The 23,079-nt window shown below is 72.2% G+C and carries 19 protein-coding genes; 5 read left to right on the top strand and 14 right to left on the bottom strand.

Annotated features, from left to right (window positions below; genetic code table 11):
- Positions 1–5: 5 nt before the first annotated feature.
- Together scpA and mutA are read right to left on the bottom strand one after the other, a co-directional pair.
- Positions 6–2,252 (bottom strand): methylmalonyl-CoA mutase, encoded by a 2,247-nt coding sequence (scpA, locus tag ACM26Y_RS12550; RefSeq protein WP_416063559.1) that lies wholly within the window; start codon positions 2,250–2,252, stop codon positions 6–8.
- Positions 2,253–4,118, bottom strand: a complete 1,866-nt coding sequence (gene mutA, locus ACM26Y_RS12545; RefSeq protein WP_416063558.1) for a methylmalonyl-CoA mutase small subunit — start codon at positions 4,116–4,118, stop codon at positions 2,253–2,255.
- A gap of 256 nt (positions 4,119–4,374) precedes the next feature.
- On the opposite strand from mutA, the gene ACM26Y_RS12540 reads away from it, so the two are divergent.
- Genes ACM26Y_RS12540 through ACM26Y_RS12530 form a run of 3 tightly spaced genes read left to right on the top strand, consistent with a single transcriptional unit; the run spans position 4,375 to position 6,210 of the window.
- Positions 4,375–5,067 (top strand): TVP38/TMEM64 family protein, encoded by a 693-nt coding sequence (locus ACM26Y_RS12540; protein WP_416063557.1) that lies wholly within the window; start codon positions 4,375–4,377, stop codon positions 5,065–5,067.
- Positions 5,068–5,098: 31 nt separating this feature from the next.
- Positions 5,099–5,680, top strand: a complete 582-nt coding sequence (locus ACM26Y_RS12535; RefSeq protein WP_054374267.1) for a hypothetical protein — start codon at positions 5,099–5,101, stop codon at positions 5,678–5,680.
- Positions 5,677–6,210 carry a hypothetical protein gene (locus tag ACM26Y_RS12530; protein WP_003934928.1) on the top strand — a complete coding sequence of 178 codons (534 nt, stop codon included), beginning with the start codon at positions 5,677–5,679 and terminating at the stop codon, positions 6,208–6,210. The genes ACM26Y_RS12535 and ACM26Y_RS12530 overlap by 4 nt, the downstream gene beginning before the upstream one ends.
- 54 nt (positions 6,211–6,264) lie before the next feature.
- Here ACM26Y_RS12530 and ACM26Y_RS12525 read toward each other — a convergent pair whose 3' ends face one another.
- The 3 genes from ACM26Y_RS12525 to ACM26Y_RS12515 all read right to left on the bottom strand — a co-directional run bounded on the left by ACM26Y_RS12525 (position 6,265) and on the right by ACM26Y_RS12515 (position 8,809).
- Positions 6,265–7,494 (bottom strand): SPFH domain-containing protein, encoded by a 1,230-nt coding sequence (locus ACM26Y_RS12525; RefSeq protein ID WP_416063556.1) that lies wholly within the window; start codon positions 7,492–7,494, stop codon positions 6,265–6,267.
- Positions 7,495–7,926 (bottom strand): NfeD family protein, encoded by a 432-nt coding sequence (locus tag ACM26Y_RS12520; protein WP_003934930.1) that lies wholly within the window; start codon positions 7,924–7,926, stop codon positions 7,495–7,497.
- Between the two features lie 61 nt (positions 7,927–7,987).
- A complete protein-coding gene (locus tag ACM26Y_RS12515) occupies positions 7,988–8,809 on the bottom strand; it encodes a DUF3097 domain-containing protein (RefSeq protein WP_416063663.1) in 822 nt (273 codons plus the stop codon).
- Positions 8,810–8,991: 182 nt separating this feature from the next.
- Here ACM26Y_RS12515 and ACM26Y_RS12510 point away from each other — a divergent pair, with 182 nt between their 5' ends.
- Positions 8,992–9,801, top strand: a complete 810-nt coding sequence (locus ACM26Y_RS12510; protein ID WP_416063555.1) for a hypothetical protein — start codon at positions 8,992–8,994, stop codon at positions 9,799–9,801.
- Here the strand turns inward: ACM26Y_RS12510 and ACM26Y_RS12505 are convergent.
- From ACM26Y_RS12505 to ACM26Y_RS12465, 9 genes are all read right to left on the bottom strand, one after another.
- Positions 9,792–10,850: a hypothetical protein gene (locus ACM26Y_RS12505; protein WP_416063554.1), complete on the bottom strand. Its 1,059-nt coding sequence runs from the start codon at positions 10,848–10,850 to the stop codon at positions 9,792–9,794. The genes ACM26Y_RS12510 and ACM26Y_RS12505 overlap by 10 nt on opposite strands.
- A 349-nt stretch (positions 10,851–11,199) precedes the next feature.
- Positions 11,200–12,264 (bottom strand): ferrochelatase, encoded by a 1,065-nt coding sequence (locus ACM26Y_RS12500; RefSeq protein ID WP_416063553.1) that lies wholly within the window; start codon positions 12,262–12,264, stop codon positions 11,200–11,202.
- 9 nt (positions 12,265–12,273) lie between these two features.
- Positions 12,274–13,086, bottom strand: coding sequence for an NADH-dependent enoyl-ACP reductase InhA (gene inhA / locus ACM26Y_RS12495; protein WP_003939509.1), 813 nt, complete (start codon positions 13,084–13,086; stop codon positions 12,274–12,276).
- Between the two features lie 52 nt (positions 13,087–13,138).
- A complete protein-coding gene (fabG1, locus tag ACM26Y_RS12490; protein WP_003939508.1) occupies positions 13,139–13,888 on the bottom strand; it encodes a 3-oxoacyl-ACP reductase FabG1 in 750 nt (249 codons plus the stop codon).
- 79 nt (positions 13,889–13,967) lie between these two features.
- Positions 13,968–14,948: a VWA domain-containing protein gene (locus ACM26Y_RS12485; RefSeq protein ID WP_416063552.1), complete on the bottom strand. Its 981-nt coding sequence runs from the start codon at positions 14,946–14,948 to the stop codon at positions 13,968–13,970.
- Positions 14,945–15,898: a DUF58 domain-containing protein gene (locus ACM26Y_RS12480; protein ID WP_416063551.1), complete on the bottom strand. Its 954-nt coding sequence runs from the start codon at positions 15,896–15,898 to the stop codon at positions 14,945–14,947. The genes ACM26Y_RS12485 and ACM26Y_RS12480 overlap by 4 nt, the downstream gene beginning before the upstream one ends.
- Positions 15,895–17,052: an AAA family ATPase gene (locus ACM26Y_RS12475; RefSeq protein ID WP_416063550.1), complete on the bottom strand. Its 1,158-nt coding sequence runs from the start codon at positions 17,050–17,052 to the stop codon at positions 15,895–15,897. The genes ACM26Y_RS12480 and ACM26Y_RS12475 overlap by 4 nt, the downstream gene beginning before the upstream one ends.
- A gap of 148 nt (positions 17,053–17,200) precedes the next feature.
- Positions 17,201–19,033 carry an NlpC/P60 family protein gene (locus ACM26Y_RS12470; RefSeq protein WP_416063662.1) on the bottom strand — a complete coding sequence of 611 codons (1,833 nt, stop codon included), beginning with the start codon at positions 19,031–19,033 and terminating at the stop codon, positions 17,201–17,203.
- 337 nt (positions 19,034–19,370) lie between these two features.
- Positions 19,371–19,916 (bottom strand): DUF6676 family protein, encoded by a 546-nt coding sequence (locus ACM26Y_RS12465; RefSeq protein WP_416063549.1) that lies wholly within the window; start codon positions 19,914–19,916, stop codon positions 19,371–19,373.
- Positions 19,917–20,173: 257 nt separating this feature from the next.
- Between ACM26Y_RS12465 and acnA the strand changes: the two genes are divergently transcribed.
- Positions 20,174–22,978: an aconitate hydratase AcnA gene (gene acnA / locus ACM26Y_RS12460; RefSeq protein WP_416063548.1), complete on the top strand. Its 2,805-nt coding sequence runs from the start codon at positions 20,174–20,176 to the stop codon at positions 22,976–22,978.
- The last annotated feature ends 101 nt before the right edge of the window (positions 22,979–23,079 follow it).

Genomic DNA, 23,079 nt, shown 5'->3' with positions numbered 1-23,079 from the left:
GCGGGTCAGGCCCCCAGGTCGTGGCCGAGCTGGTCGGCGAGCTTGTGCAGCAGCCCCACCGCGGCGTCCGCGATGACGGTGCCCGGCGGGAAGATCGCGGCGGCACCGGCCTGGTACAGCTCGTCGAAGTCGCCGGGCGGGATGACCCCGCCGACGACGATCATGATGTCCGGGCGGCCCACCTCCGCGAGGGCCTCCCGCAGCGCGGGCACCAGGGTCAGGTGTCCCGCGGCCAACGACGACACGCCGATGACGTGCACGTCGTTGTCGGCCGCCTGGTTGGCGACCTCCTCGGGGGTCTGGAACAGCGGTCCCACGTCGACGTCGAAGCCGAGGTCGGCGAAGGCGGTGGCGATCACCTTCTGCCCACGGTCGTGCCCGTCCTGGCCCATCTTCGCGACGAGGATGCGCGGCCGGCGGCCCTCCTCCTCGGCGAACTTCTCGACGAGTTCGGTTGCCGTGCTGATGTTGACCGCCTTTCCGGCCTCGTCCCGGTAGACCCCGCTGATGGTGCGGATCTCGGCCTGGTGGCGGCCGTAGACCTTCTCGAGGGCGTCGGAGATCTCGCCGACGGTGGCCTTGGCGCGGGCCGCGTCGATGGCCAGGGCCAGCAGGTTCGTGTCCGGCCCGGCGTCGGTCGCGCCGGCGGCGCGGGTCAGGGCGTCCAGCGCGGCCTGCACGGCCTCGGGGTCGCGATCGGCACGCAGCTGCTCGAGCTTGGCGAGCTGCTCGGCCCGCACGCGGGAGTTCTCGACCTTGAGGACCTCGATCTCGTGGTCCTCGGCGACCTGGTACTTGTTGACGCCGATCACCGGCTGGCGGCCGGAGTCGATGCGGGCCTGGGTGCGGGCCGCGGCCTCCTCGATGCGCAGCTTCGGGATGCCCTCGGAGATGGCCTGTGCCATGCCGCCGGCCTCCTCGACCTCCGCGATGTGCTTGCGCGCGCGGTTGGCGAGCTCGTGGGTGAGCCATTCGAGGTAGTACGAGCCGCCCCACGGGTCGATGGGCCGGGTGGTGCCCGACTCCTGCTGCAGCAGCAGCTGGGTGTTGCGGGCGATGCGGGCGGAGAAGTCGGTCGGCAGCGCGAGCGCCTCGTCGAGGGCGTTGGTGTGCAGCGACTGGGTGTGGCCCTGGGTCGCGGCCATGGCCTCGATGCAGGTGCGGGCGACGTTGTTGAACACGTCCTGCGCGGTGAGCGACCAGCCGGAGGTCTGCGAGTGGGTGCGCAGCGACTTGGACTTGGCCGACTTGGGGTGGAACTTCTCGACGAGCTCGGCCCACAGCAGGCGGCCGGCGCGCATCTTGGCGATCTCCATGTAGAAGTTCATCCCGATGGCCCAGAAGAAGGACAGGCGCGGGGCGAACTTGTCGATCTCCATGCCCGCGTCGAGGCCGGCGCGGATGTACTCGACGCCGTCGGCGAGGGTGTAGGCCAGCTCGAGGTCGGCGGTCGCACCGGCCTCCTGGATGTGGTAGCCGGAGATCGAGATGGAGTTGAAGCGCGGCATGTTCGCGCTGGTGTAGGCGAAGATGTCGGAGATGATCCGCATCGACGGCTTGGGCGGATAGATGTAGGTGTTGCGGACCATGAACTCCTTCAGAATGTCGTTCTGAATGGTCCCGGCCAGCTGCTCGGGCTTGACGCCCTGCTCCTCGGCGGCGACGACGTACAGCGCCAGGATCGGCAGCACCGCGCCGTTCATGGTCATCGACACCGACACCTGCGACAGGTCGATGCCGTCGAACAGCTGCCGCATGTCGAGGATCGAGTCGATCGCGACGCCGGCCATGCCGACGTCGCCCTGCACGCGGGGATGGTCCGAGTCGTAGCCGCGGTGGGTGGCGAGGTCGAACGCCACCGACAGGCCCTTCTGCCCGGCCGCGAGGTTGCGGCGGTAGAAGGCGTTGGACTCGGCGGCGGTGGAGAACCCGGCGTACTGGCGGATGGTCCACGGCTGGTTGACGTACATCGTCGGGTACGGGCCGCGGACGAACGGCTCGACGCCCGGGTAGCTGCCCAGCGGGTAGCCCTCGGCGACGATCCGGTCGCGGTCGGCCTTGGTGTAGACGGGCTTGACGTCGATGCCCTCGGGCGTGGACCACACCACCTGCTCGGTCGTGTAGTTGTTGGCGGCGGCGACCGAGTCGACGAGCGCCGCGGCCTGCTCCTCGGTGGGGGCGGCGGGGCCCGGCGCCGCCGGATCCGTCAGCGGGACGTCGGCGAAACTGCCGATCTTGTGTTCGATGCTCACTTACGCTCCCAGGGTGTTCAGCAGGTCGGTCAGCGCGGCGATCGCGTCGATCTTGGCGGTGAGGAACCCGTCCGGGCGCGCGGCGCCGCCGGTCTCGCTCACGGCCTTCTCCGGCCCGGCGAGCAGGACGGTGCCGATGCCGGCGTCGCGGAGGGCGGTGACCGCCGCGCCGGCCTGTTCGCCGTAGCGCTTGTCGGTGCCGCACACCACGGCGACGGTGACGTCGGCGTCGCGGACGGCGGCGGCGATGCTGTCGTCGTCGACGGACAGCGGGCCGGGGTTGACCGTCTCGATGCCGCCGGAGGCGAGCAGGTTCGCGGCGAACGTCGTGCGGATGTTGTGCTCGGCGATCGGTCCCAGCGGGGCGAGCAGCACCCGGGGCCGGGTGCCGTGCGCGGCGAGGTGGACGTCGGAGCGGTCGCGCAGCGCCTCGAAGGCGGCGGCGTACCGGGCGACGGTGGCGCCGGCGTCGGCGGTCTCCGCGGGCAGCGGCGCCTCGGCCAGATTCGGGAACTCGTTGACGCCGGTCACCGCGGTCCGGCGGTGGGCGATGTCGGATTCGCGGCGGGCGCGGGTGGCGGCGATCCGCTCGGCGATCAGGCCGGCGTCGAGGGCGGCACGGTAGCCGCCGGCCGCCTCGATCTGCTGGAAGAACTCCCACGCCTTGGCCGCGATCTGCGCCGTCAGGTCCTCGACGTACCAGGACCCGGCGGCCGGGTCGAGGACGCGGCCGAGGTTGGACTCCTCGAGCAGCAGCAGCTGGGTGTTGCGGGCGATGCGCGCGGAGAAGGCCTCCGACACCCCGAGCGCACCGGCGGGCAGGGCCACGTCGAACGGGAGCACGGTGACCGCGTCCGCACCGCCGATGCCGGCGCCGAACGCGGCGAGGGTGGTGCGCAGCATGTTCACCCAGGGGTCGCGCTGGGTCATCATCGCGGCCGAGGTGACGGCGTGCTGGGGGGCGTGACCGGCGTCGGCCGCACCCACCACCTGTGCGATGCGGGCCCACAGTTGCCGGCCGGCGCGGAACTTGGCGATGGTCTGGAACTGGTCGTCCGTGGCGGCGAACCGGAACTCGATCTGGCCGAGCGCCCGGGCGGCGGACTGGCGACTGCCGGTCAGCTCGCGCAGGTACTCGAGTCCGGCGGCGACGGCGGCACCGAGTTCCTCGGCGTCGGCGGCCCCGGCATTGTGGAATGCGGTGCCGTCGACGGTGAGGGCCCGCACGGTCTCGGCGCGCCCCGCGGCGGCGTGGGCGAGCTCGACGGCCTGGGCGACGGTGACGTCGGCGCGACCCGAGAAGGCGCTGGTCAGCGGGGCGGCACCGAGGTGCAGCCGCACGGCGGCGCGCTCGGCGACGTCGCTGCGCGCATCGAGCAGCGCGTAGAGGGCGCCGGCGGCCGCGGCGGTGTCGGCGCCGGCGTCGAGGGTGAGCGGCGCGAGGTCGAGCAGGACCTTGTCGAGCGCGGCGGGCAGGTCGGCGATCGCGATGCCGTCCGCGCCGACGTGCAGCCACAGGGCGCTGACGCCGTTCTCGAGGGCGTCGAGGATGCGTTCGTTCACCTCCCCCGGTGTGTCGCCGAAGCGGGCGCTGACGAGCCATCCGGTGTTGACGTCCCGGGCTGCGGAACCGCCGCGGACGAACGGGAAGGAGCCGGGCAGCGGCGCCTCGGGACGTTCGTCGCGCACCCCGTAGAGGGGGGCGACGGCGACGTCGTCGTAGGTGGTGGTCTCGAGCAGTCGCTGCGGCTCCGGTCCGAGCTCCGCGGGGTCGACGCGGCGGGACTTGGCCAGCACCCCCGCCACCGCCTCCTGCCACTGCGCGTAGGCGCGCGCGGCATCCTCGGCTTCTGAAGCTAATGACACGTGAGGTCCTCTCGTACGCAGCGGGCGGGCTCGCCGAACACGGCCGTGGAAACCTTAAACTGATTCCGTTGTGATGCTAGCCGCATACACGCCGCCCCTATTGTGGGGATCACCACAATTTCCCTAGCGATCGATAATGTCGTCGCCTAAGGAATCTACCGGGCGCCGAGGCGTCGGCTCGAAGGACCCCGCCCCGGCCGCCGGCGGCCGCGCACCCCGGCGCGAGAAGCCCGGGAGCCCGGTATCGTGACCGTTCGTGACGAGAATGCTGCGGGACCGGCGGATTCTCGCCGCGGCGGCCGTGCTGGCCGTCCTCGCGCTCGTCGCCCTGCTCCTGCCCCACCCGTCCGTCGCCGAGGTACGCGCCTGGGCCGAGGCGGCCGGGCCCCTGCTTCCGCTGCTGTTCTTCCTGATCCACGCCGTGGTGACGGTGGCTCCGTTCCCACGCACCGTCTTCACCCTCAGCGCCGGGGTGCTGTTCGGGTCGGTCACGGGTATCGCGGTGACCGTCGCCGCCACGACCGTCAGCGCCGTGCTGGCACTGCTGCTGGTGCGTGCGATCGGCCGCGGGGTGGTCGAGACGCATCTGAGTCACCCCACGGTCCAGGCGGTCGACGAGCGACTGGCGCGGCGAGGCTGGCTGGCGGTGGGGTCGCTGCGGCTGATCGCGCCCCTGCCGTTCGCGGTGGTCAACTACTGCTGTGGGATCTCGTCGGTGCGGGTGGCCCCGTACACGCTGGCCACCGCGGCCGGCATTCTGCCGGGCACGATAGGGGTGGTCCTGCTCGGCGACGCCCTGACGGGACGCACCCACCCCGCGCTCCTGGGGATCTCGGCGGTGTGCATCGCCGTCGGCGCCTCGGGCCTGTGGCTCGAGTCCCGCCTCCCGGCGCCCCGCCCCACCACCGCCACCGCCACCGCCACCGCGTCATCAAGTCCTGAAGCTTGATTTTTATCATTCAAGGCTCCATCCTTGATGAATGTTCGTATTGACCGTCGACCAGCGCGGCAGCCGCCGGGACGTCGACCGGGTCGCGGACCTGCTCACCGAGCTGCGCGGCGCCGAGCTGCTCCGCCCCTTCGAACGCACCGCCGGCGACGAGGTGCAGGCCGTCACCGCCGACCCGGCCGTCGTCGTCGATCTCACCCTCGACCTCGTCCGCCGCGGCCACTGGAGCGTCGGCATCGGTGTCGGCCCGGTCGAACAGCCCCTGCCGGCACAGACCCGCGCCGGCCGCGGACCGGCCTTCGAACATGCCCGCCGCGCCGTCGACCGCGCCAAGAACGCGCCCGCCCGGGTCGCGGTGGAGGGACCGGACGCCGCCGCGGCCGCCGACGCCGACGCCGCCCTCACCCTGACGGCGCTGCTGGTGACCCGCCGGTCCGATGCCGGACACGAGGCCGTCGAACTCGTCCGCCGCGGGCTCACCCAGGCCGAGGCCGCCGCGCGGCTCGGCATCAGCACCCAGGCGGTGTCGCAGCGTCTGGCCGCCGCCGGATGGCAGGCCGAACCGGCCGGCCGCGCCCTCGCCCGCCGTCTCCTGGAAAGGGCCGATCGTTGACCGTCGTCACCCTGGTTCTGCTCGCCGTCGCCGCGCTGGCCCCGGCCCTGGGCCTGCGCCGCGGCACACCCGTGTGGCTCGTCGCCGGACTCGCCGTGACGGCACTCGCCGGTGCCGCGCTCGCCGCCACCGCCACCCCCGCGGTCCGTGGCGTCGCCTTGGGCGCGACCCTGGTGCTCACGAGCGCGGCGGCGGTCACCGGCGGCGCCCCCGCCGTGCTGGCCTCGTTCCGCATCGCCCGTCGGCAACCCGATGCGGGGCCGGTCCCGTCGTCACCGGCCGGACCCGAACCGCCGCCCGGACCGCTGCGCGGCGGACGGGTGATCGGCCTGCTGGAGCGAGCGGCGGTCGCCGCCGCGATCCTGTCCGGATGGCCGGAGGGCATCGCCGTCGTGCTCGCCGTCAAGGGCCTCGCGCGCTATCCCGAACTGCGCGAACCCCAGGCCTCGGAGCAGTTCATCATCGGCACCTTCACCAGCGTGCTGTGGGCGGTCGCGGTGTGCGGGGTGGGACGGGGCCTGCTCACCTGAGCGTCCCTGCGGTCCCCGGGTCCGGGTCCCGAGGCCCGGATCCCCGGGTTCCGGTCACTGGGGTTCGCCGTGCCTTTGCCCGGGCTGCGGCTGCACCCATCCGCCCGTGATCGGCTCCGACGGCGGCAACGCCGCCGACGAGGGCTCACCGCCCCGGCGCTCGGCGCCGGTCGGGTTGCGCACCGCCGGATCGACCGGTTTGCGGGCGACGGCCTCGGCGGCGGCGACGGCCTGCGCGACCTCCGGATCCCGCGCAGTGGAGAACCAGTCGGCCACCTCGTCGGTGTCCTCCTCCGGTCGCGGGAGCCGCTCGTCGACCGGGCTCGGCTCGAAGCGGAACACCCCGTCCTCGCCCGGCGCACCGAGATGCCGGGCGAAGCCCTTGAGGGCGTCCCCGAAATCGCTCGGCACCATCCACACCTTGTTCGCGTCGCCCTGCGCCATCTGCGGCAGCGTCTGCAGGTACTGGTAGGCGAGCAGCTCCGGGGTGGGCCGGCCGGACTTGATCGCCGCGAACACCTTCTCGATGGCCTTCGCCTGGCCCTGCGCCTCGAGGTACTTCGCGGCGCGGTCACCCTGAGCGCGCAGGATCCGCGACTGGCGGTCGGCCTCCGCCTCGAGGATGGCCGCCTGCTTGGCGCCTTCGGCCGACAGGATCCGGGACTGCTTGTCACCCTCGGCGGTCTTGATCGCCGACTCCCGGTGCCCCTCCGCGGTGAGGATCATCGCCCGCTTCTCCCGGTCCGCCTTCATCTGCTTCTCCATCGACTCCTGGATCGACGGAGGCGGATCGATGCTCTTGAGCTCGACCCGGGCCACCCGCAGACCCCAGCGGCCGGTCGCCTCGTCGAGTACCCCGCGCAGCTGGCCGTTGATCGAGTCCCGGGAGGTGAGCGTCTCCTCCAGGGTCATGCCGCCGACGACGTTGCGCAGCGTGGTCACCGTCAACTGCTCCACCGCCGCGATGTAGTTGCTGATCTCGTACACCGCCGCCTGCGGGTTCGTCACCTGGAAGTACACGACCGTGTCGATGCTCAGGGTGAGGTTGTCCTGGGTGATCACCGGCTGCGGCGGGAACGAGACCACCCGCTCGCGCAGATCCACCTTGGCGCGGATCCGGTCCACGAACGGGACCAGGAACGTCAGCTGACCCGACACCGTCCGGTAGTACCGGCCCAGCCGCTCGATCACCGCGGCCTCGGCCTGCGGCACCAGCGCCACCGATTTGACGACCACCAGCGCGACGAACGCCACGACAACGGCGAGCACGATCAGCGCTTCCATCTACGGCCCCTTCCACACGACGGCCGTCGCGCCGTCGATCTGCATCACGGTCACGGTCGTGCCGGGCGGGTACACCTCGGTGACGTCGAGCGGACGCGCAGTCCACACCTCCCCGTCCAGCTTCACCTGCCCGGAGTGCGCAGCCACCTCCTCGAGCACCAGCGCCTGCTTGCCCGGCAGGGCGTCCACGTTCGTCGCCTTCGCCGGTGGCAGCGCGTAGCGGCGGCGCAGCACCGGCCGCACCCCGCCCAGCAGCACGAGCGACGAGACCGCGAACACCAACGCGTCGGCCCACACCGGCAGGTCCGTCGCGGCGGACACCCCCGCGGTAGCCAGGGCGGCGGCGCCGAGCATCAGCAGGACGAAATCGCCCGTCAACGCCTCCGCGGCGGCGAGCACCAGCCCGGCGATCAGCCATATCAATGCCGACACGACGCCATCCAACCACAAATCGGACATCCCGGGTGGAACCCCAGGCCAGGGCCTCGTGCGGTCAGTCCTCGGCGGGCTCGGTGACGAAATCGACGAGCTGCTCGACCGCCCCGATCAGCGGTGCCTCGAGATCGCGGAAGCTCGACACCGCCGAATAGACGCGCCGCCACCCGTCCTGCGGGCTGCCCCACCCCAGCGCCCGGCACACCCCGGTCTTCCAGTCCTGCCCACGCGGAATCGTCGGCCATGCCTCGATGCCCAGCGCCTTCGGCCGCACCGCCTGCCACACGTCGACGAACGGATGCCCGGTGACGAGCACGTGCGGCCCGAGATTCGCCGTCAGCCGCTCCTCCTTGGAACCGGTGACGAGGTGGTCGGCGAGCACCCCCACGCGGCGGCCGGGACCGGGGGCGAACCCGGCGAGCCGCTCCCCGAGGTTGTCGAGGCCCTCGAGCTGTTCGACCACGACACCCTCGACGCGCAGGTCGTGCCCCCACACCCGTTCGACCAGGGCGGCGTCGTGCACCCCCTCCACCCAGATCCGGCTGCCGCGCGCGACCCGCGCCCGCAGCCCGGCGACCTTCGTCGACCCGGACGCGGACCGGGCGGGGCCGGCCGTCGCGGGGCGCGCCGTGGGCCGCACCAGGGTCACCGGCCGGCCGTCGAGGAGGAACGCCGCCGGACGCAGCGCGAACAGCCGGGTGCGCCGCGCGGCGTCCTCGAGCCGGACGAAGTCGCCGTCGTAGGTGCGTTCGAAGCCGACGACCGCGCCACACCACCCGGACGCGGCGTCCTCGACCACCAGGTCCTTCTCGGCAGCCACCTCGGGAACTGCGGGTCTACGGGCGCGCGGATGGCCGGCGAAGATGTCGCCGCCGTACATGTCGGGACTCACCTGCGCAACGTTAGGGCCGCCGTGGCCGCCGCGGCGGGAGGGCACGCCGACCGGTCGTGGCCCCGCCGTCGGGACGGTGCCTATGCTCCGCCGTCGGGACGGCGCCTATGCTCCGCCGTCGGGACGGCGCCTATGCTCCGCCGTCGGTACGGCGCCTATGCTCGGAAACCGTGAGTTCCCCCGGTCAGACCCTGACGGTGTGGGCCGGTTCCTGGCTGGCCGGGCACGCCGCGCCGGACGACGTCCTCGACGCCCTGCACGCCTGGGCGCCGATGCATCTGGTGGTCTCCCACGACGAGCCCGCCGGCGACCTCTCCGGCGTGCCCGAACACTCCCCCGTCGACGGCGCCGCCGTGCTGCTCACCGCGCTGCGCCGGGCCGACCCGGCCGGCGCGGACGGGATCCGGCTGGTGCTGCCCGCGCCCGGCGACGTCCGCGGCCTGCCCCCGGGCACCGCGCTGGCCCGCGCCGCGGTCGCGGCCGGCGAGGCCGTGCTCGCGGGCGCACCCGGCACACCCGGTCTCGGCTTCGTCCCCTCGGTGGAGGGCCCGGACGTGCTGCGCTGGACCCTGTTCGCGGTCCCGGCGGTGCCCGAACCGCCCGCCGAGCCCGGCCTCGGGGAGGCCGAGTTCGCCATGCGCGAGGCGGTGCGGGACGCCGCGACGAGGGTGGGCCGGGTGCTGACCGTGAGCGCCGGCGGCCGCGCCGCCGACCCCCGGGAGCAGATCGCGGCCGAGATCGCCGAACATGCGCGGCACCGCTATCCGGACTCGATGCCCGAGCGCGCCGCCCGCATCCTCGACTCGGCCGACCAGGTCGCGGCGATCCTCACCGTCGCCGGCCGCGGCGCGGAACCGGACGCGGCCTCGGCCACCGGGCAGGCCACGCGAGAGCAGGCGCTGCGCCCGCTGTGGGCGGCCGTACGCGCCGCCCGGCTCGGGGCGGTGGCGGCCGCGGTCCGGGCGGGCCATCACGCCTGACGCACGGCCGCGGACACCCCGTCCGGAACGTCCCCCGGCACGACGACGGCCTTCTCCGTCCGGATCGCCACCCGCACCACGATCAGCAGCAGCAGCGACACCGCGAACCCGGCCAGCGCGCCGAACTGGCGCAGGTCGAACAGGAACACCTGGGTGACGAGGAGGTTCACCACGACGGAGGCGTACAGCAGCCGCAGCGCGGGCAGATCGCGGCGCCGCGCGAACTGCCACAGCCCGGCCACGATCAGCACGGCACTCACGGCACCGGAGAGTTCGGCGCCGATCTCCGAGATGCCGGCGTCCTCGGCCGCCCACCCCGACCCGGCCAGCACGATCACCAGTCCGACGAGGGTGTGGACGGCGTGCACGGCGAACACCCCGAGCACGAGCCGGCGGGCCGCGGCGGTCGCCGCCCAGGCCGTGACCCGGTGCTCGATCCGGTCCCGGGCCACGGCAATGCGCCCGTCGAATCCGGTCCTCGCCGCGACCGGGGCGGCCAGCCCGGCCCGTATCGAGCCGGCCAGTTCGCGCTGCGCCGGGTCCCGGACCCCCGCCAGGACGTCCAGCGCGCGGCGGCGCGCGAGCTCGTCGAGCCGGCCGAGCACGAGATCGGTCAGCGCCTCGAGACCGACGGCGAGGCGCTGCCGGTCGGTCGGGCCGCGCTGCGCCAGCGCTACGCGGGCACCGAGATAGAACGCGACGAGCACCACGTACATCACGGCCACGGCGGGCCGGAAGAAGTAGTCGACGTCGGTGGTGAGGAACTTGCCGACCTCGTCGAGGAACAACCCGAAGCCGATCCCGCCGAGCAGCGCGGCGCGCATCCGCACCCGGCTGCCGTGCCGGATCAGGACGCCGACGAGGGCGACGGCCATGAGCAGCCCGCCCCACAGCACGTGCGCGATGTGCAAGGTGCCGCCGCCGATCTGCGGATAGCCGGTCGCGGCGAGGTAGCCGCGGGTGACGAGCACGGTCGCGACGGTGGCGACGAGGAAGACCTCGACGCGGGTGACGGCGGCGTCGTCGACGGCGGTGGGCGGTGCGGTCACGGGGCGGCCTTTCGTCGCGGTGCGGGGTCGGCCGCTGTGCCGTGGCAGTGAGCGGCTCCCGGCGGCTGAGCGCCCCTGTCCTGACGGTCCCCTGCGTCCGTGCCGGGCAGGACCGGCCCCGTCGTCATGCCGACATCTTCTCCCGGGTCGTGGCCGGCGAGCCCGAAATCGGCACGACTGCCCTCCGGTCCGGCTCGGGTACCCGGCAGCGACGACCCTGGCGGGGCCGTGACGACACTGGCCGGGGCTGCGCCGCCCGACGGTCAGCGAGGCGACCCGGCGCGGCCGGTGGACGGCGTCGGCCGGATCCCGGACGCCGGGCCCGCGGTCGCGGGCCGGGCCCGCCCGGTCAGCGGCGCGGCCGTGCCGGGGGCCGGCAGCATTCGGGGGCGCAGAACTCCCCGTTGCACCCGACGCCCAGCAGCGGCTCGGTGCCGCGCCGCACGGGGGCGGCACCGTCGAGGCGTTCACGCACCAGCTCGCGCACCATCTGCACGAACCGCGGGTCGGTGCCGGCGGTGGCGGCGCGGACGAATGCCATGCCGAGTTCCGCGGCCCGGTCGCGTGCCTCGGTGTCGAGGTCCCAGACGACCTCGAGGTGGTCGGAGACGAATCCGACCGGCACGACGACGACCGCGTCGACGCCGCGGGCGTGCAGAGCGTCGAGGTGGTCGACGATGTCCGGCTCGAGCCACGGCACCTGCGGGGGCCCGGAACGGGACTGCCACACCAGGTCGTGGTCGGGGGTGCCGGTGGCGGCGGCGATCAGGCGGGCGGCCTCGGCGACCTGCCGGCTGTAGAGGTGTCCACCCCGATCGGGGGGACCACCGGTGGCGTCGGCGGCGGTGGGCACCGAGTGGGCGGTGAACACCAGGCGGGCCGCGTCGCGACGGTCGGTGGGCAGCTGGGCCCGGGCCGCGGCGACGGCGTCGACGACGGCGGCGAGGAACAGCGGATGATCGTAGAAGTGCCGCAGTTTGGTCAGCGCGGGCGCGTCGTCGCCGACGGCGGCGCGGGCCCGGGCGATGTCCTCGTGATACTGCCGGCACCCCGAATAGCCGCCCCACGCCGAGGTCGGGAACACCAGGGCGTTGCGCACCCCGTCGCCGCCCATGGCCGCGACGGTGTCCTCGATCATCGGGTGCCAGTTGCGGTTGCCGAAGTAGATCGGCAGGTCCAGCCCGGCGGCGGCGAAATCCTTCTCTAGTCGAGCAATGAGGTCGCGGTTGAGGGCGTTGATCGGCGACACCCCGCCGAAGTGCAGGTAGTGCTCGGCGACCTCGTCGAGGCGTTCGGGGGGCACCCCGCGGCCGCGGGTGACGTTCTCGAGGAACGGCCGCACGTCGTCCGGGCCTTCCGGACCGCCGAACGACAGCACCAGCAGCGCGTCGTACGGCTCGGGAGTAGGGGTCATGGCTCGACCCTAGGCTCCGGCACCGAAGCCGACCTGGGAATGGAAGCCCCCGTCGACGTAGACGATCGACCCGGTGGTGCCGGGCAGCCAGTCCGAGAGGACCGTGCACACGGTCTTGGCGACGGGCGTCGGATCCTCGACGTCCCAGCCGATCGGGGCAGCCGCGGACCAGCCCTCGTTGAGCCGGTTCATCTCCGCCCCGGGACCGGTGGCGTCGCCGGCGATGGCCTTGGCCGCGAGGGTCTTGATCGGGCCGGCGGCGACGAGGTTGGAACGGATGCCGCGGCCGCCGACCTCCTTGGCGACGTAGCGGTTGACGGACTCGAGGGTGGCCTTGGACACGCCCATCCAGTTGTAGAAGGGCACGGCCCGGGCCGGATCGAAGTCCATGCCGACCAGGGACGCACCGTCGTTGAGGGCGGGCAGCAGTGCCTTGGCGAGGGCGGCGTAGGAGTAGGCGGACACCTCGAGGGCGACGGCGACGTCGGTCCACGGCGCGTCGAGGAACGGGCTGCCCAGGCAGGAGCGGGGGGCGAACCCGATGGAATGCACCACGCCGTCGAGGCCGTCGGGGGCGAGTTCGCGGACGCGGTCGGCGAGGGTGTCGAGATGCTCGGTGTTCTGCACGTCGAGTTCGAGGGCCGGCGGCACCGGCTGCGGCAGGCGCTGCGCGATGCGGTCGATCAGGCGTAGCCGGTCGAAGCCGGTGATGATCACCTTGGCGCCCTGTTCCTGCGCGACCTTCGCGGTGTGGAAGGCGATGGAGGCGTCGGTGATGATGCCGGTGACGAGAATGGTCTTGCCCTCGAGCAGTCCGCCCATGAGTGTGTCGGTCCTCCAGTGAGTTTCGGATGTGGTGGCGTGTGTGCCGGGGTCAGTGGCCCATGCCGAGGCCGCCGTCGACGGGGATGACCGCGCCGGAGACGTACGCGGAGTCGTCGGAGGCGAGGAAGCTGACGACGGCGGCGACGTCCTCGGGCTTGCCGAGACGCTGCAGCGGGATGAACTTCTTCGCGGTGTCGCGGACGTCGTCGGAGAGTTCGGCGGTCATGTCCGTCTCGATGAACCCCGGCGCGACGACATTCGCCGTGATCGATCGCGAGCCGAGTTCGCGGGTCACCGAGCGGGCCAGGCCGATGACACCGGCCTTCGAGGACGCGTAGTTGATCTGTCCCGCCTGGCCGGCCATACCGACGACCGAGCCGAGGAAGATCATCCGGCCCCAGCGCCCCCGCAGCATCGCGCGGTTGGCGCGCTTCGCGCACCGGAACGCACCGGTGAGGTTGGCGTCGACGACCTTCGTGAACTGGTCCTCCGTCATCCGCATCAGCAGCGTGTCGTCGGTGATGCCGGCGTTCGCGACCAGGACCTCGACCGGTCCCTGATGCTCTTCGACCGCCTTGAACGCGGCGTCGACGGAGTCGCTGTCGGTGACGTCGCAGCGGACGCCGAACAGTCCCTCCGGGGCGCCGGAGCCGCGGTGGGTGACGGCAACCTTGTGGCCGTCCGCCTGCAGGCGGCGGGCGACGGCGAGGCCGATGCCACGGTTGCCGCCGGTGACGAGAACCGAGCGGGGGGTGGCCGCGGGGCGCGGCGATCCGGCGGGGCTGCTTGCGTCAGTCATGGGGTCAAACCCTATCTGGTGGCGGTACGGGTCGGTAACAAGGCGCCCCGAGCGGCGGGCGGCCCGGCTGCCGCGCAGGTCAGGGCAGGCGTTGACGCAGCAGCAGGGCGGCCCCGACCCCACCGGAGACGGCGAGGACGCCGAGGATCAGCCAGGGCCGGCTGGCGTCACCGCGGGTGGTCTCGTACCCGATCTGTTCCTCGAGGGTGTTGTAGGCGTCCTCGAGTTCCTGCAGGTTCGATGCGGTGAAGAAGGTGCCCCCGGAGAGGTTGGCGATCTCCTTGAGGGACGGGTCGTCCACCGGAACCGGGATGCGTTCGTTCTCGATCGAGACGGTGCCGTACTCGGTGCCGAAGGAGATCGTCGAGACGGGCACGTCCTTGTCCGCGGCCTGCCGGGCCGCGGTGAATCCGCCGCGCGGGTCGTCGGGGCTCTCCGGGACGGTCTGCTTGCCGTCCGAGAGCAGCACGATCCGGGCCGGGGGTGCCTGGTCGCCGCCGCCGAGCACCGCGGCGAGGGTGTCGACGGACTGCAGGGCCGTGAAGATCGCCTCCCCGGTGGCGGTGCGCTCGCTCAGCTGCAGGTTGTCGATCGCGGTCTTGGTGGCCGCCCGGTTGGTGGTGGGCGAGACGAGCACCGAGGCGGTGCCGGAGAACGCCACCAGGCCGAGATTGATGCCGGGCGTGAGGTCGTCGGCGAAGGACTTGGCGGCCGCCTGCGCGGCGGCGAGACGGGTCGGTTCGACGTCGGTGGCCTGCATCGACAGGGACACGTCGATCACCAGGACGACGGTGGCGCGGTTGCGCGGGACCCGCTGTTCGGCGGTGGGCCCGGCCGCGGCGACGGTGAGCAACGCGAGACCGGCCAGCAGCAACGCGACCGGGACGTGCCGGCTGCGGCCGGGCCGCTGCGGCGCCACCTTCTCGAGCAGTTCGAAGTTGGTGAACCGCAGTGTGTGCCGCATGCGGCGGCGTTGCACCGCCACGTAGCCGGCGGCGAGGGCGAGGACGACGAGAAGGAACAGCAGCCACCACGGCGCGGTGAAGTCGGAGATGCTCACCGGGCCCCCTTCACCGGCGCGCCGAAGCTGTGGCGGCGCGCGGCGACGAACCGGACGACGTCGTCGATCCAGTTGCGGTCGGTGCGCAGGCTCAGCAGGGGGGCGCCGCAGCTGCGGACGGCCCGGCGGACGGCGTCGCGGTGTTCGGTGGCGGCGCGCGCGTAGTCGGCGCGCAACTGCTCGGTGGTGGTGAACTCGCGGGTGCGCCCGGTTTCGGGGTCGTGCAGCACGACGTCGCCGAGGTCGGGAAGTTCGAGATCGCGACGGTCGAGGACTTCCACCGCGAGCAGGTCGTGCCGGCCGGAGAGGGCACGCAGCGACCGTTCCCAGTCGATGGGGCCGAGGAAGTCGCTGACGACGACGACCAGGCCGCGGCGCCGCTGCGGGCGCCGCAGCGACTCGATCAGACCGCGCAGGTCCCCGCGGGTGCCGTCGGGGGCGTGCGGGGTCGTCGCGATCGAGCGGAGCATCGCCTGCGTGTGCAGCTGGCCGCCGCGGGCGGGCACGCGGCGGGTGTGCGCCCCCGTCCCGACCACCGCGCCGATCCGGTTGCCGCCGCCGCCGGCGAGATAGCCGACCGCGGCGGCGGCGGCCACGGCGAGGTCCCGCTTCTCGCAGACCCCGGTGCCGAAGTCGAGACTGGGCGAGAGATCGATCGCCAGCCACGTCTCGAGCTCGCGGTCGGCGACGGTCTGCCGCACGTGCGGGTGGGTGGTGCGAGCGGTGACGGACCAGTCCATCTGGCGCACGTCGTCGCCGGGCTGGTACTCGCGGGCGTCGCCGGGCTCGGAGCCGGGGCCCGGGATGAGTCCGAGGTGGTCGCCGTGCAGCACCCCGTCGAGGCGGCGCCGCACCGTCAGCTCGAGGGTTCGCAGCGTCGCCGTCAGGGCGGGGTCACGCAACTCGCCGGAACGGAAGGTCGGCGGAGTCACCGGGGGGCGTCGGCTCACCGCTGCCCCGCACCGGCCTCCGGCCCGGGCATCCGTGCCGCCGGCGCGGCTGCGACCCCGACCGGCGCCGGGGCGGGGACGGGTGGTTCGGCCTGCGGGGCCACCTGCGGCATGCCGACGGTCTGCAGGATGCGGGCGATGATCTGGTCCGGCGAGACGTCGTCGGCGAGGGCGTCGTAGGACAGCACCAGCCGGTGCCGCAGCACGTCCGGGATGATGTCGACGACGTCCTGCGGCACGACGTAGTCGCGGCCGCGCAGCAGGGCCAGGGCACGCGCGGCGGAGATGATGCCGAGAGTCGCCCGCGGGGACGCTCCGTAGGCGATCCAGCCGTCGACCTCGGTCAGGCCGATCTCGCCGGGAGAACGGGTGGCGAAGATGACCCGCACCACGTAGTCGACGAGGGCGTGGTGGACGAACACGCGGTTGGCGACCTGCTGCAGGCGGATCAGCTCGTCGCTGTCGAGGATCTGCTTGGGTTCGGGTGCCGCCACCCCCATGCGGTAGACGATCTCGCGTTCCTCCTCGACCGTGGGGTAGTCGACGAGGACCTTGAACAGGAAACGGTCGCGCTGCGCCTCCGGCAGCGGGTACACGCCCTCGTTCTCGATCGGGTTCTGGGTGGCCATCACCAGGAACGGGTCCGGCATGGGGAAGGTCCGGCCGCCGATCGTGACGTGCCGTTCGGCCATCACTTCGAGCAGGGCGGACTGCACCTTGGCCGGGGCACGGTTGATCTCGTCGGCGAGCACGAAGTTCGCCACGACGGGTCCGAGTTCGGTGTCGAATGCTTCGCGGCCCTGCCGGTAGATGCGGGTGCCGACGAGGTCGGTCGGCACGAGGTCGGGGGTGAACTGCACCCGGGAGAACGATCCGCCGACGACCTTCGCGAACGTCTCGACCGCGAGGGTCTTCGCCACGCCGGGGACACCCTCGAGCAGCACGTGGCCGCGGGCGAGGACGCCGACGAGCATCCGCTCGACGAGCCGGTCCTGACCGACGATCACCCGCTTGACTTCGTAGATGGCCTGTTCGAGCAGACGCACATCGTGTGCCTGGTCCGACGTGCGGCCCGTCTCCCCGGCCGGGGCGGCCACGGCGGTCTTCGCGTCCGACGTTGCCGTGCCCGACGTCCCACCCTCGCGTGAGGTCACCAAGAATCCACCGCTTTCGCCTCGTTGCTGCTGGAAGTCACCTACCCACACCACTATTCCAGGTGGCGGACGGCGGCGCCGTCGCCGAGCCGGTGCGCGTGGGCACCGGCGTCGGACGAGTCCTCCTCCGGCCGGGCGGAACAGCGTGTCAGGAGACCATCCGTACCACGTACGGGGTCATGCCGTCCCAGCGTACCGGTGAGATCTTCACGTGCGAACCCGACTGCGGGGCTTCGATCATCTGCCCGTCGCCCAGGTACAGGCCCACGTGCTGGCTGGCGTTGGGGCCGTAGAAGATCATGTCGCCGCGGCGCATCTGTGCCGACGGCACCTGCTCGCCGGCGGTGTACTGGTAGCCGGTGTAGTGCGGAAGCGAGATCCCGATCCCGGCGAATGCGTAGATCATCAGCCCGGAGCAGTCGAAGCCGACCTTGTTGTAGTCGCCGTAGCTGTCCGCGACGCCGCCGTCGCGGATGCCGAGGGTCGGGCCGTTCTCGTCGCCCCCGCCCCACGCGTAGGGCACCCCGATCTGAGACATCGCCCGATCGATCACCGTCTCGACGGCGGCCGCGCCGGTGAGGGTCGAGCCCCGCTCGGAACTGGTCCGGGGCCGGCTGCGGGTGGGCGGAGTGGTGGTGGTGTCTTCCTCCTCCACCGGGTCGGCGCGGTCGGGAATCGTCGAGTCCTCGGAGCCGGCGTCCTCGCTGCCGTCGTCCTCGCTGCCGTCGGTCGAGTCGCCCGAGCCGTCCGTGCCCGAGCCGTCCGTGCCCGAGCCGTCCGTGCCCGAGCCGTCCGTGCCCGAGCCGTCGGTACCCGAGCCGTCGGTACCCGAGCCGTCGGTACCCGAGCCGTCCGTGCCCGAGCCGTCGGTACCCGATCCGTCCTGCCCCGATGTGGCGCGCCCCGGCCGGGTCGTGCCGGAGGTCGGCGGCAGCGGCGACTCGAATCCGACCTCGGACTCGCCGGATTCGGCGGCCGCGGGCTGGGGCCGCACGTAGCCGTCGATCTGAGTGTGGGGCCGCTGCCCGTTGGCCAATTCGGCAGCACGGGCGTTGGCGTCGGCGTCGGCGGCGACGCGCCGGGCGGCATCGGCCGCCGCCTGCCGCGCGGCAGCCTCGGCCGCCGCCGTCGCGGCCTCCTCGGCCTGCCGCTGCCGATCCCACTCCGCGTACTGCGCGCGCTGACCTTCGAGTCCGGTGACGGTGCCGCGGGCCCGGTCGAGTTCCGCCTGCGCCTGTGCGCGGTCCTGTTCGATGCGTTGCTTCTCTGCGGTCTGTGCGGCCAGCGCGGTACGCGCCTCGCTGATGGCGGCCTCGGCAGCGGCACGGCGTTCCTCCGCCGCCGCGGCCGCGGCGTCCGCTTCCTGCTTGCTGGCGCGCGCTCGCGAGTCCCGGTTGGCCTGCTCGGTGCGGGCCCGTTCGAGCGCGTCGAGGACGGCGGTACGGCCCGCGGAGAGCAGGCGCATGATCTGGGCGCGGTCGAGCAGGTCGTCGGGCCCGGTGGAGCCGATGAACGAGGCGAGCGAGGCGACATTGGTGCCCTGGACGTAGCTGTCGCGCGCGAAGGCGTCGAAGTCCTGCTGGGCCTGCCGGATCCGGGTGCCGGCGTCCTTCAGTGCCTGCTGGGACAGGGTGACCGCGTGGGCGGCGACGTCGGCGGCATCGCGGGCGGACTGCAGGTCGACCAGGGCCCGGTTGACGTTCTCCCGTTTGATCGCAACCTGGTTCTCGAGTTCGGCGAGGTGCTGGTCGGCTGCGGCGATGCGGAGGATGAGACCACCCACCTGGTCCAGCCCGGCGGCGACGGCGCCCCCGGCTGCCGCGAGATCGGCATCGCTCGGATTGGGCGGCGGGGGTGGGACCGCCCCGGCGGACGCGGCGGTGCCCGCGATCAGGGAGGTGGCCAGGCCGATGCCGAGGACCAGCCGCGCCGTGCGGGACAAGCGGCGTCTTCGGGGCGTCCGCGACGACTGCCGGGACATCGCCTGCCGTATTCCGCTACGCCTCACATCGCCCTCCCTCGGTCGCGCCGGCGGGACGCACCCGAGCGCAACCGGGAAAGGGGTCGGTGCAGCAGCGATCCACCGCGGACGAGGCCGCGGTTGCACCGCTCGACGGCCCGGCGTCGATTCACGGTTCGCACCGCGACCCGGCACCGGGTATGTGTGACACCCCTTCCCCAAGAGCGCCAAGTGCACCGTACGACACTTCGCACCCCGATGAAACTCCAGTCACAGAAGACGGAAGCGGAATGAGACCTGTGTCAACGGCCTGAGCTGTGACGACGGCCACAGCGCGAGACGAAAATTCTCCGCCGCGTCAGCGCTCGATCCGGTCGGCCGCCGCCGCGCTCGTCGTGTCGGTGTCGCGACGGCGACGGACGGCCTTGGCGAGGTAGGTCGCTCCGGCCGCGCCCGCGACCGCGAGCAGCAGCAGCACCGTGAACAGCGTCCAGGGCGGCGCGGGCTCGGTGAGAGCGTCGACGAAATTCGACGCCGAGACGACCGGGTCGCCGGTGTAGGTGCGGTCCTGCGCGGACTCGAGGAGCACCCGGTCGATGCTGTCGCTGTGGGCGCCCACCCAGCCGGGACTCAGCACGAGCACGGTGCCGCCGTCCTCGCCGGCGACGTCCGTGGCGAGGTCGCGCAGCTGCGAATCGAGGCGGGGATCGCGGTCGAGCACGACGATGCTCAGATCGATCCCGTGCTGCTGCGCGCGGTCGACGACGGCGACGAGATCGTCGACGCGCTCCGGAGGGGCCGAGACCTGGTCGTCGGCGAGGTCGGCGAGGACCTGCTCGAGCGAGACGCCCGGCGGGAGGTCGGTGGCCGACGGCGTCAGGACACGTGACAGGGGCGCAGACATCTCTCTCCGTGGTACTCGACAGCCACCGCTCGTGCGGCGCCGTTCGTACCCTACGCGACGAGGCGATCGCGGCGGCCGGACGCCGGATCGGCGGTTCCGTCCCACCGCTTCACAGGACAAGCGTACTGTTAGACTTGCCGCGAGACGCCTCCGACGCCGTCCGGCCCTGTTCTGCGGCCCGGCCCGGCTGCGGAGCCTCGCTTCGGCCGTCGACACAGCCCCGTCGGCGGCGAGCCTCATCGACGAGTGGAGCTGACGTGAGCACCAGTATTGATTCGTTCGGCGCCAAGGGGACGCTGGAGGTCGGAGAGAACTCGTACGAGATCTTCCGCCTCTCGGCCGTACCCGGCACCGAAAAGCTGCCCTATGCATTGAAGGTTCTCGCCGAGAACCTGCTGCGCACCGAAGACGGTGCGAACATCACCGCCGATCACATCCGCGCCCTCGCGAACTGGGATCCGTCGGCCGAGCCGAGCGTCGAGATCCAGTTCACTCCCGCCCGTGTGATCATGCAGGACTTCACCGGCGTGCCCTGCGTGGTCGACCTCGCCACCATGCGTGAGGCCGTCACCACCCTCGGCGGCGACCCGAACAAGGTCAATCCGCTCTCCCCCGCCGACATGGTCATCGACCACTCGGTCATCCTCGACGTCTTCGGCCGGGCCGACGCCCTCGAGCGCAACGTCGACCTCGAGTACGAGCGCAACGGCGAGCGCTACCAGTTCCTGCGCTGGGGCCAGGGCGCCTTCGACGACTTCAAGGTCGTCCCCCCGGGCATGGGCATCGTGCACCAGGTCAACATCGAGTACCTGGCCCCCACCGTGATGGTGCGCAACGGCCAGGCCTACCCCGACACCTGCGTCGGCACCGACTCGCACACCACGATGGTCAACGGCCTCGGCGTGCTCGGCTGGGGCGTCGGCGGCATCGAGGCCGAGGCCGCGATGCTCGGCCAGCCGGTCTCGATGCTCATCCCGCGCGTGGTCGGCTTCAAGCTGACCGGCGAGATCCAGCCGGGTGTGACCGCCACCGACGTCGTCCTCACGGTCACCGACATGCTCCGCAAGCACGGCGTGGTCGGCAAGTTCGTCGAGTTCTACGGCGCGGGCGTCGCCGAGGTGCCGCTGGCCAACCGCGCCACCCTGGGCAACATGAGCCCCGAGTTCGGATCCACCGCCGCGATCTTCCCGATCGACGGCGAGACCATCAACTACCTGCGCCTGACCGGCCGCAGCGACGAGCAGCTCGCGCTCGTCGAGGCGTACGCCAAGGAGCAGGGCATGTGGCACGACGCGGAGAAGGAGCCCTCCTACTCCGAGTACCTCGAGCTGGACCTGAGCACCGTGGTCCCGTCCATCGCCGGCCCGAAGCGCCCGCAGGACCGCATCCTGCTCAGCGAGTCGAAGATCGCCTTCCGCAAGGACATCCACAACTACGTCGAGGAGCAGCACCCCGCCGAGCACACCAAGCTCGACGAGGCCGTGGAGGAATCCTTCCCGGCGTCCGACCCGGTCGCGCTGTCCTTCGCCGACGACGGTGCCGTCGACGTCCAGTCCGCCGCCAACGGCGCGGACGGCCGGCCCACCAAGCCCGTGCGGGTCGTCTCCGAGGAGCGCGGGGAGTTCGTGCTCGACCACGGCGCCGTCGTCGTCGCGGGCATCACCTCGTGCACCAACACCTCGAACCCGTCGGTGATGCTCGGCGCCGCGCTGCTCGCCCGCAACGCCGTCGAGAAGGGCCTGTCGTCGAAGCCGTGGGTCAAGACCAACATGGCACCCGGCTCTCAGGTCGTCTCCGACTACTACGAGAAGGCCGGCCTGTGGCCGTACCTCGAGAAGCTCGGGTTCTACCTCGGTGGCTACGGCTGCACCACGTGCATCGGTAACACCGGGCCGCTGCCGGAGGAGATCTCCAAGGCCGTCAACGACAACGACCTGTCGGTGACCGCGGTGCTCTCCGGTAACCGCAACTTCGAGGGGCGCATCTCCCCCGACGTGAAGATGAACTACCTCGCGTCCCCGCCGCTCGTCATCGCATACGCCCTGGCGGGCACGATGGACTTCGACTTCGAGACCGACCCGCTCGGACAGGACCAGGACGGCAACGACGTCTTCCTGAGGGACATCTGGCCGTCGGCCCAGGAGATCGACGACACCATCAAGTCGGCGATCAGCCAGGACATGTTCCGCAAGTCGTACGCCGATGTCTTCAAGGGCGATCACCGCTGGCAGAACCTGGAGACGCCGGAGGGCGACACCTTCGCGTGGGACGAGAACTCGACCTACGTCCGCAAGGCTCCGTACTTCGACGGCATGACGATGGATCCGGCTCCGGTCTCCGACATCAAGGGCGCCCGCGTGCTGGCCCTGCTCGGCGATTCGGTCACCACCGACCACATCAGCCCGGCCGGACCGATCAAGCCCGGCACCCCCGCCGCGCAGTACCTCGACTCCCACGGGGTCGAGCGCAAGGACTACAACTCGCTCGGGTCGCGGCGCGGCAACCACGAGGTGATGATCCGCGGCACGTTCGCGAACATCCGCCTGCAGAACCAGCTGCTCGACGGGGTCTCGGGCGGTTACACCCGCGACTTCACGCAGGACGGCGCGCCGCAGGCGTTCATCTACGACGCCTCGCAGAACTACCAGAAGGCCGGGATCCCGCTGGTCGTCCTGGGCGGCAAGGAGTACGGCTCCGGTTCGTCCCGCGACTGGGCCGCCAAGGGCACCCGCCTGCTCGGCGTCAAGGCGGTCATCACCGAGTCGTTCGAGCGCATCCACCGGTCGAACCTGATCGGCATGGGCGTCATCCCGCTGCAGTTCCCCGCGGGTGAGTCGGCGAAGTCTCTCGGACTCGACGGCACCGAGGTGTTCGACATCGCGGGCATCGAGGAGCTCAACCAGGGCACGACGCCGCGCACGGTGCACGTCACCGCCACCAAGGCGGACGGCAGCACGGTCGAGTTCGACGCGGTCGTGCGCATCGACACCCCCGGCGAGGCGGACTACTACCGCAACGGCGGCATCCTGCAGTACGTGCTGCGCAACATGATCCGGGGCTGACACCACCCGGATCGGCCGCCCGCACCCGCGGGCGGACCACGCTGTGCACCGGCGGCGGGCTCGGGGCGACTTCGTCTCGGGCCCGCCGTCTCCTCCCCGAA

The organism is Rhodococcus indonesiensis (assembly GCF_047782815.1).
Lineage (GTDB): Bacteria > Actinomycetota > Actinomycetes > Mycobacteriales > Mycobacteriaceae > Rhodococcus > Rhodococcus indonesiensis.
The sequence above is the reverse complement of the archived record's forward strand: the minus strand, read 5'-3'. Positions and strand labels throughout refer to the sequence as shown.

Bases quoted from the DNA above. Each gene is read 5' to 3' on its own strand.
- ACM26Y_RS12535 (WP_054374267.1), top strand. From the start codon at position 5,099: ATGTTCGTATTGACCGTCGACCAGCGCGGCAGCCGCCGGGACGTCGAC.
- ACM26Y_RS12525 (WP_416063556.1), bottom strand. From the start codon at position 7,494: ATGGAAGCGCTGATCGTGCTCGCCGTTGTCGTGGCGTTCGTCGCGCTG.
- ACM26Y_RS12515 (WP_416063663.1), bottom strand. From the start codon at position 8,809: ATGTACGGCGGCGACATCTTCGCCGGCCATCCGCGCGCCCGTAGACCC.
- ACM26Y_RS12500 (WP_416063553.1), bottom strand. From the start codon at position 12,264: ATGACCCCTACTCCCGAGCCGTACGACGCGCTGCTGGTGCTGTCGTTC.
- inhA (WP_003939509.1), bottom strand. From the start codon at position 13,086: ATGGGCGGACTGCTCGAGGGCAAGACCATTCTCGTCACCGGCATCATC.
- fabG1 (WP_003939508.1), bottom strand. From the start codon at position 13,888: ATGACTGACGCAAGCAGCCCCGCCGGATCGCCGCGCCCCGCGGCCACC.
- ACM26Y_RS12470 (WP_416063662.1), bottom strand. From the start codon at position 19,033: ATGTCCCGGCAGTCGTCGCGGACGCCCCGAAGACGCCGCTTGTCCCGC.
- ACM26Y_RS12465 (WP_416063549.1), bottom strand. From the start codon at position 19,916: ATGTCTGCGCCCCTGTCACGTGTCCTGACGCCGTCGGCCACCGACCTC.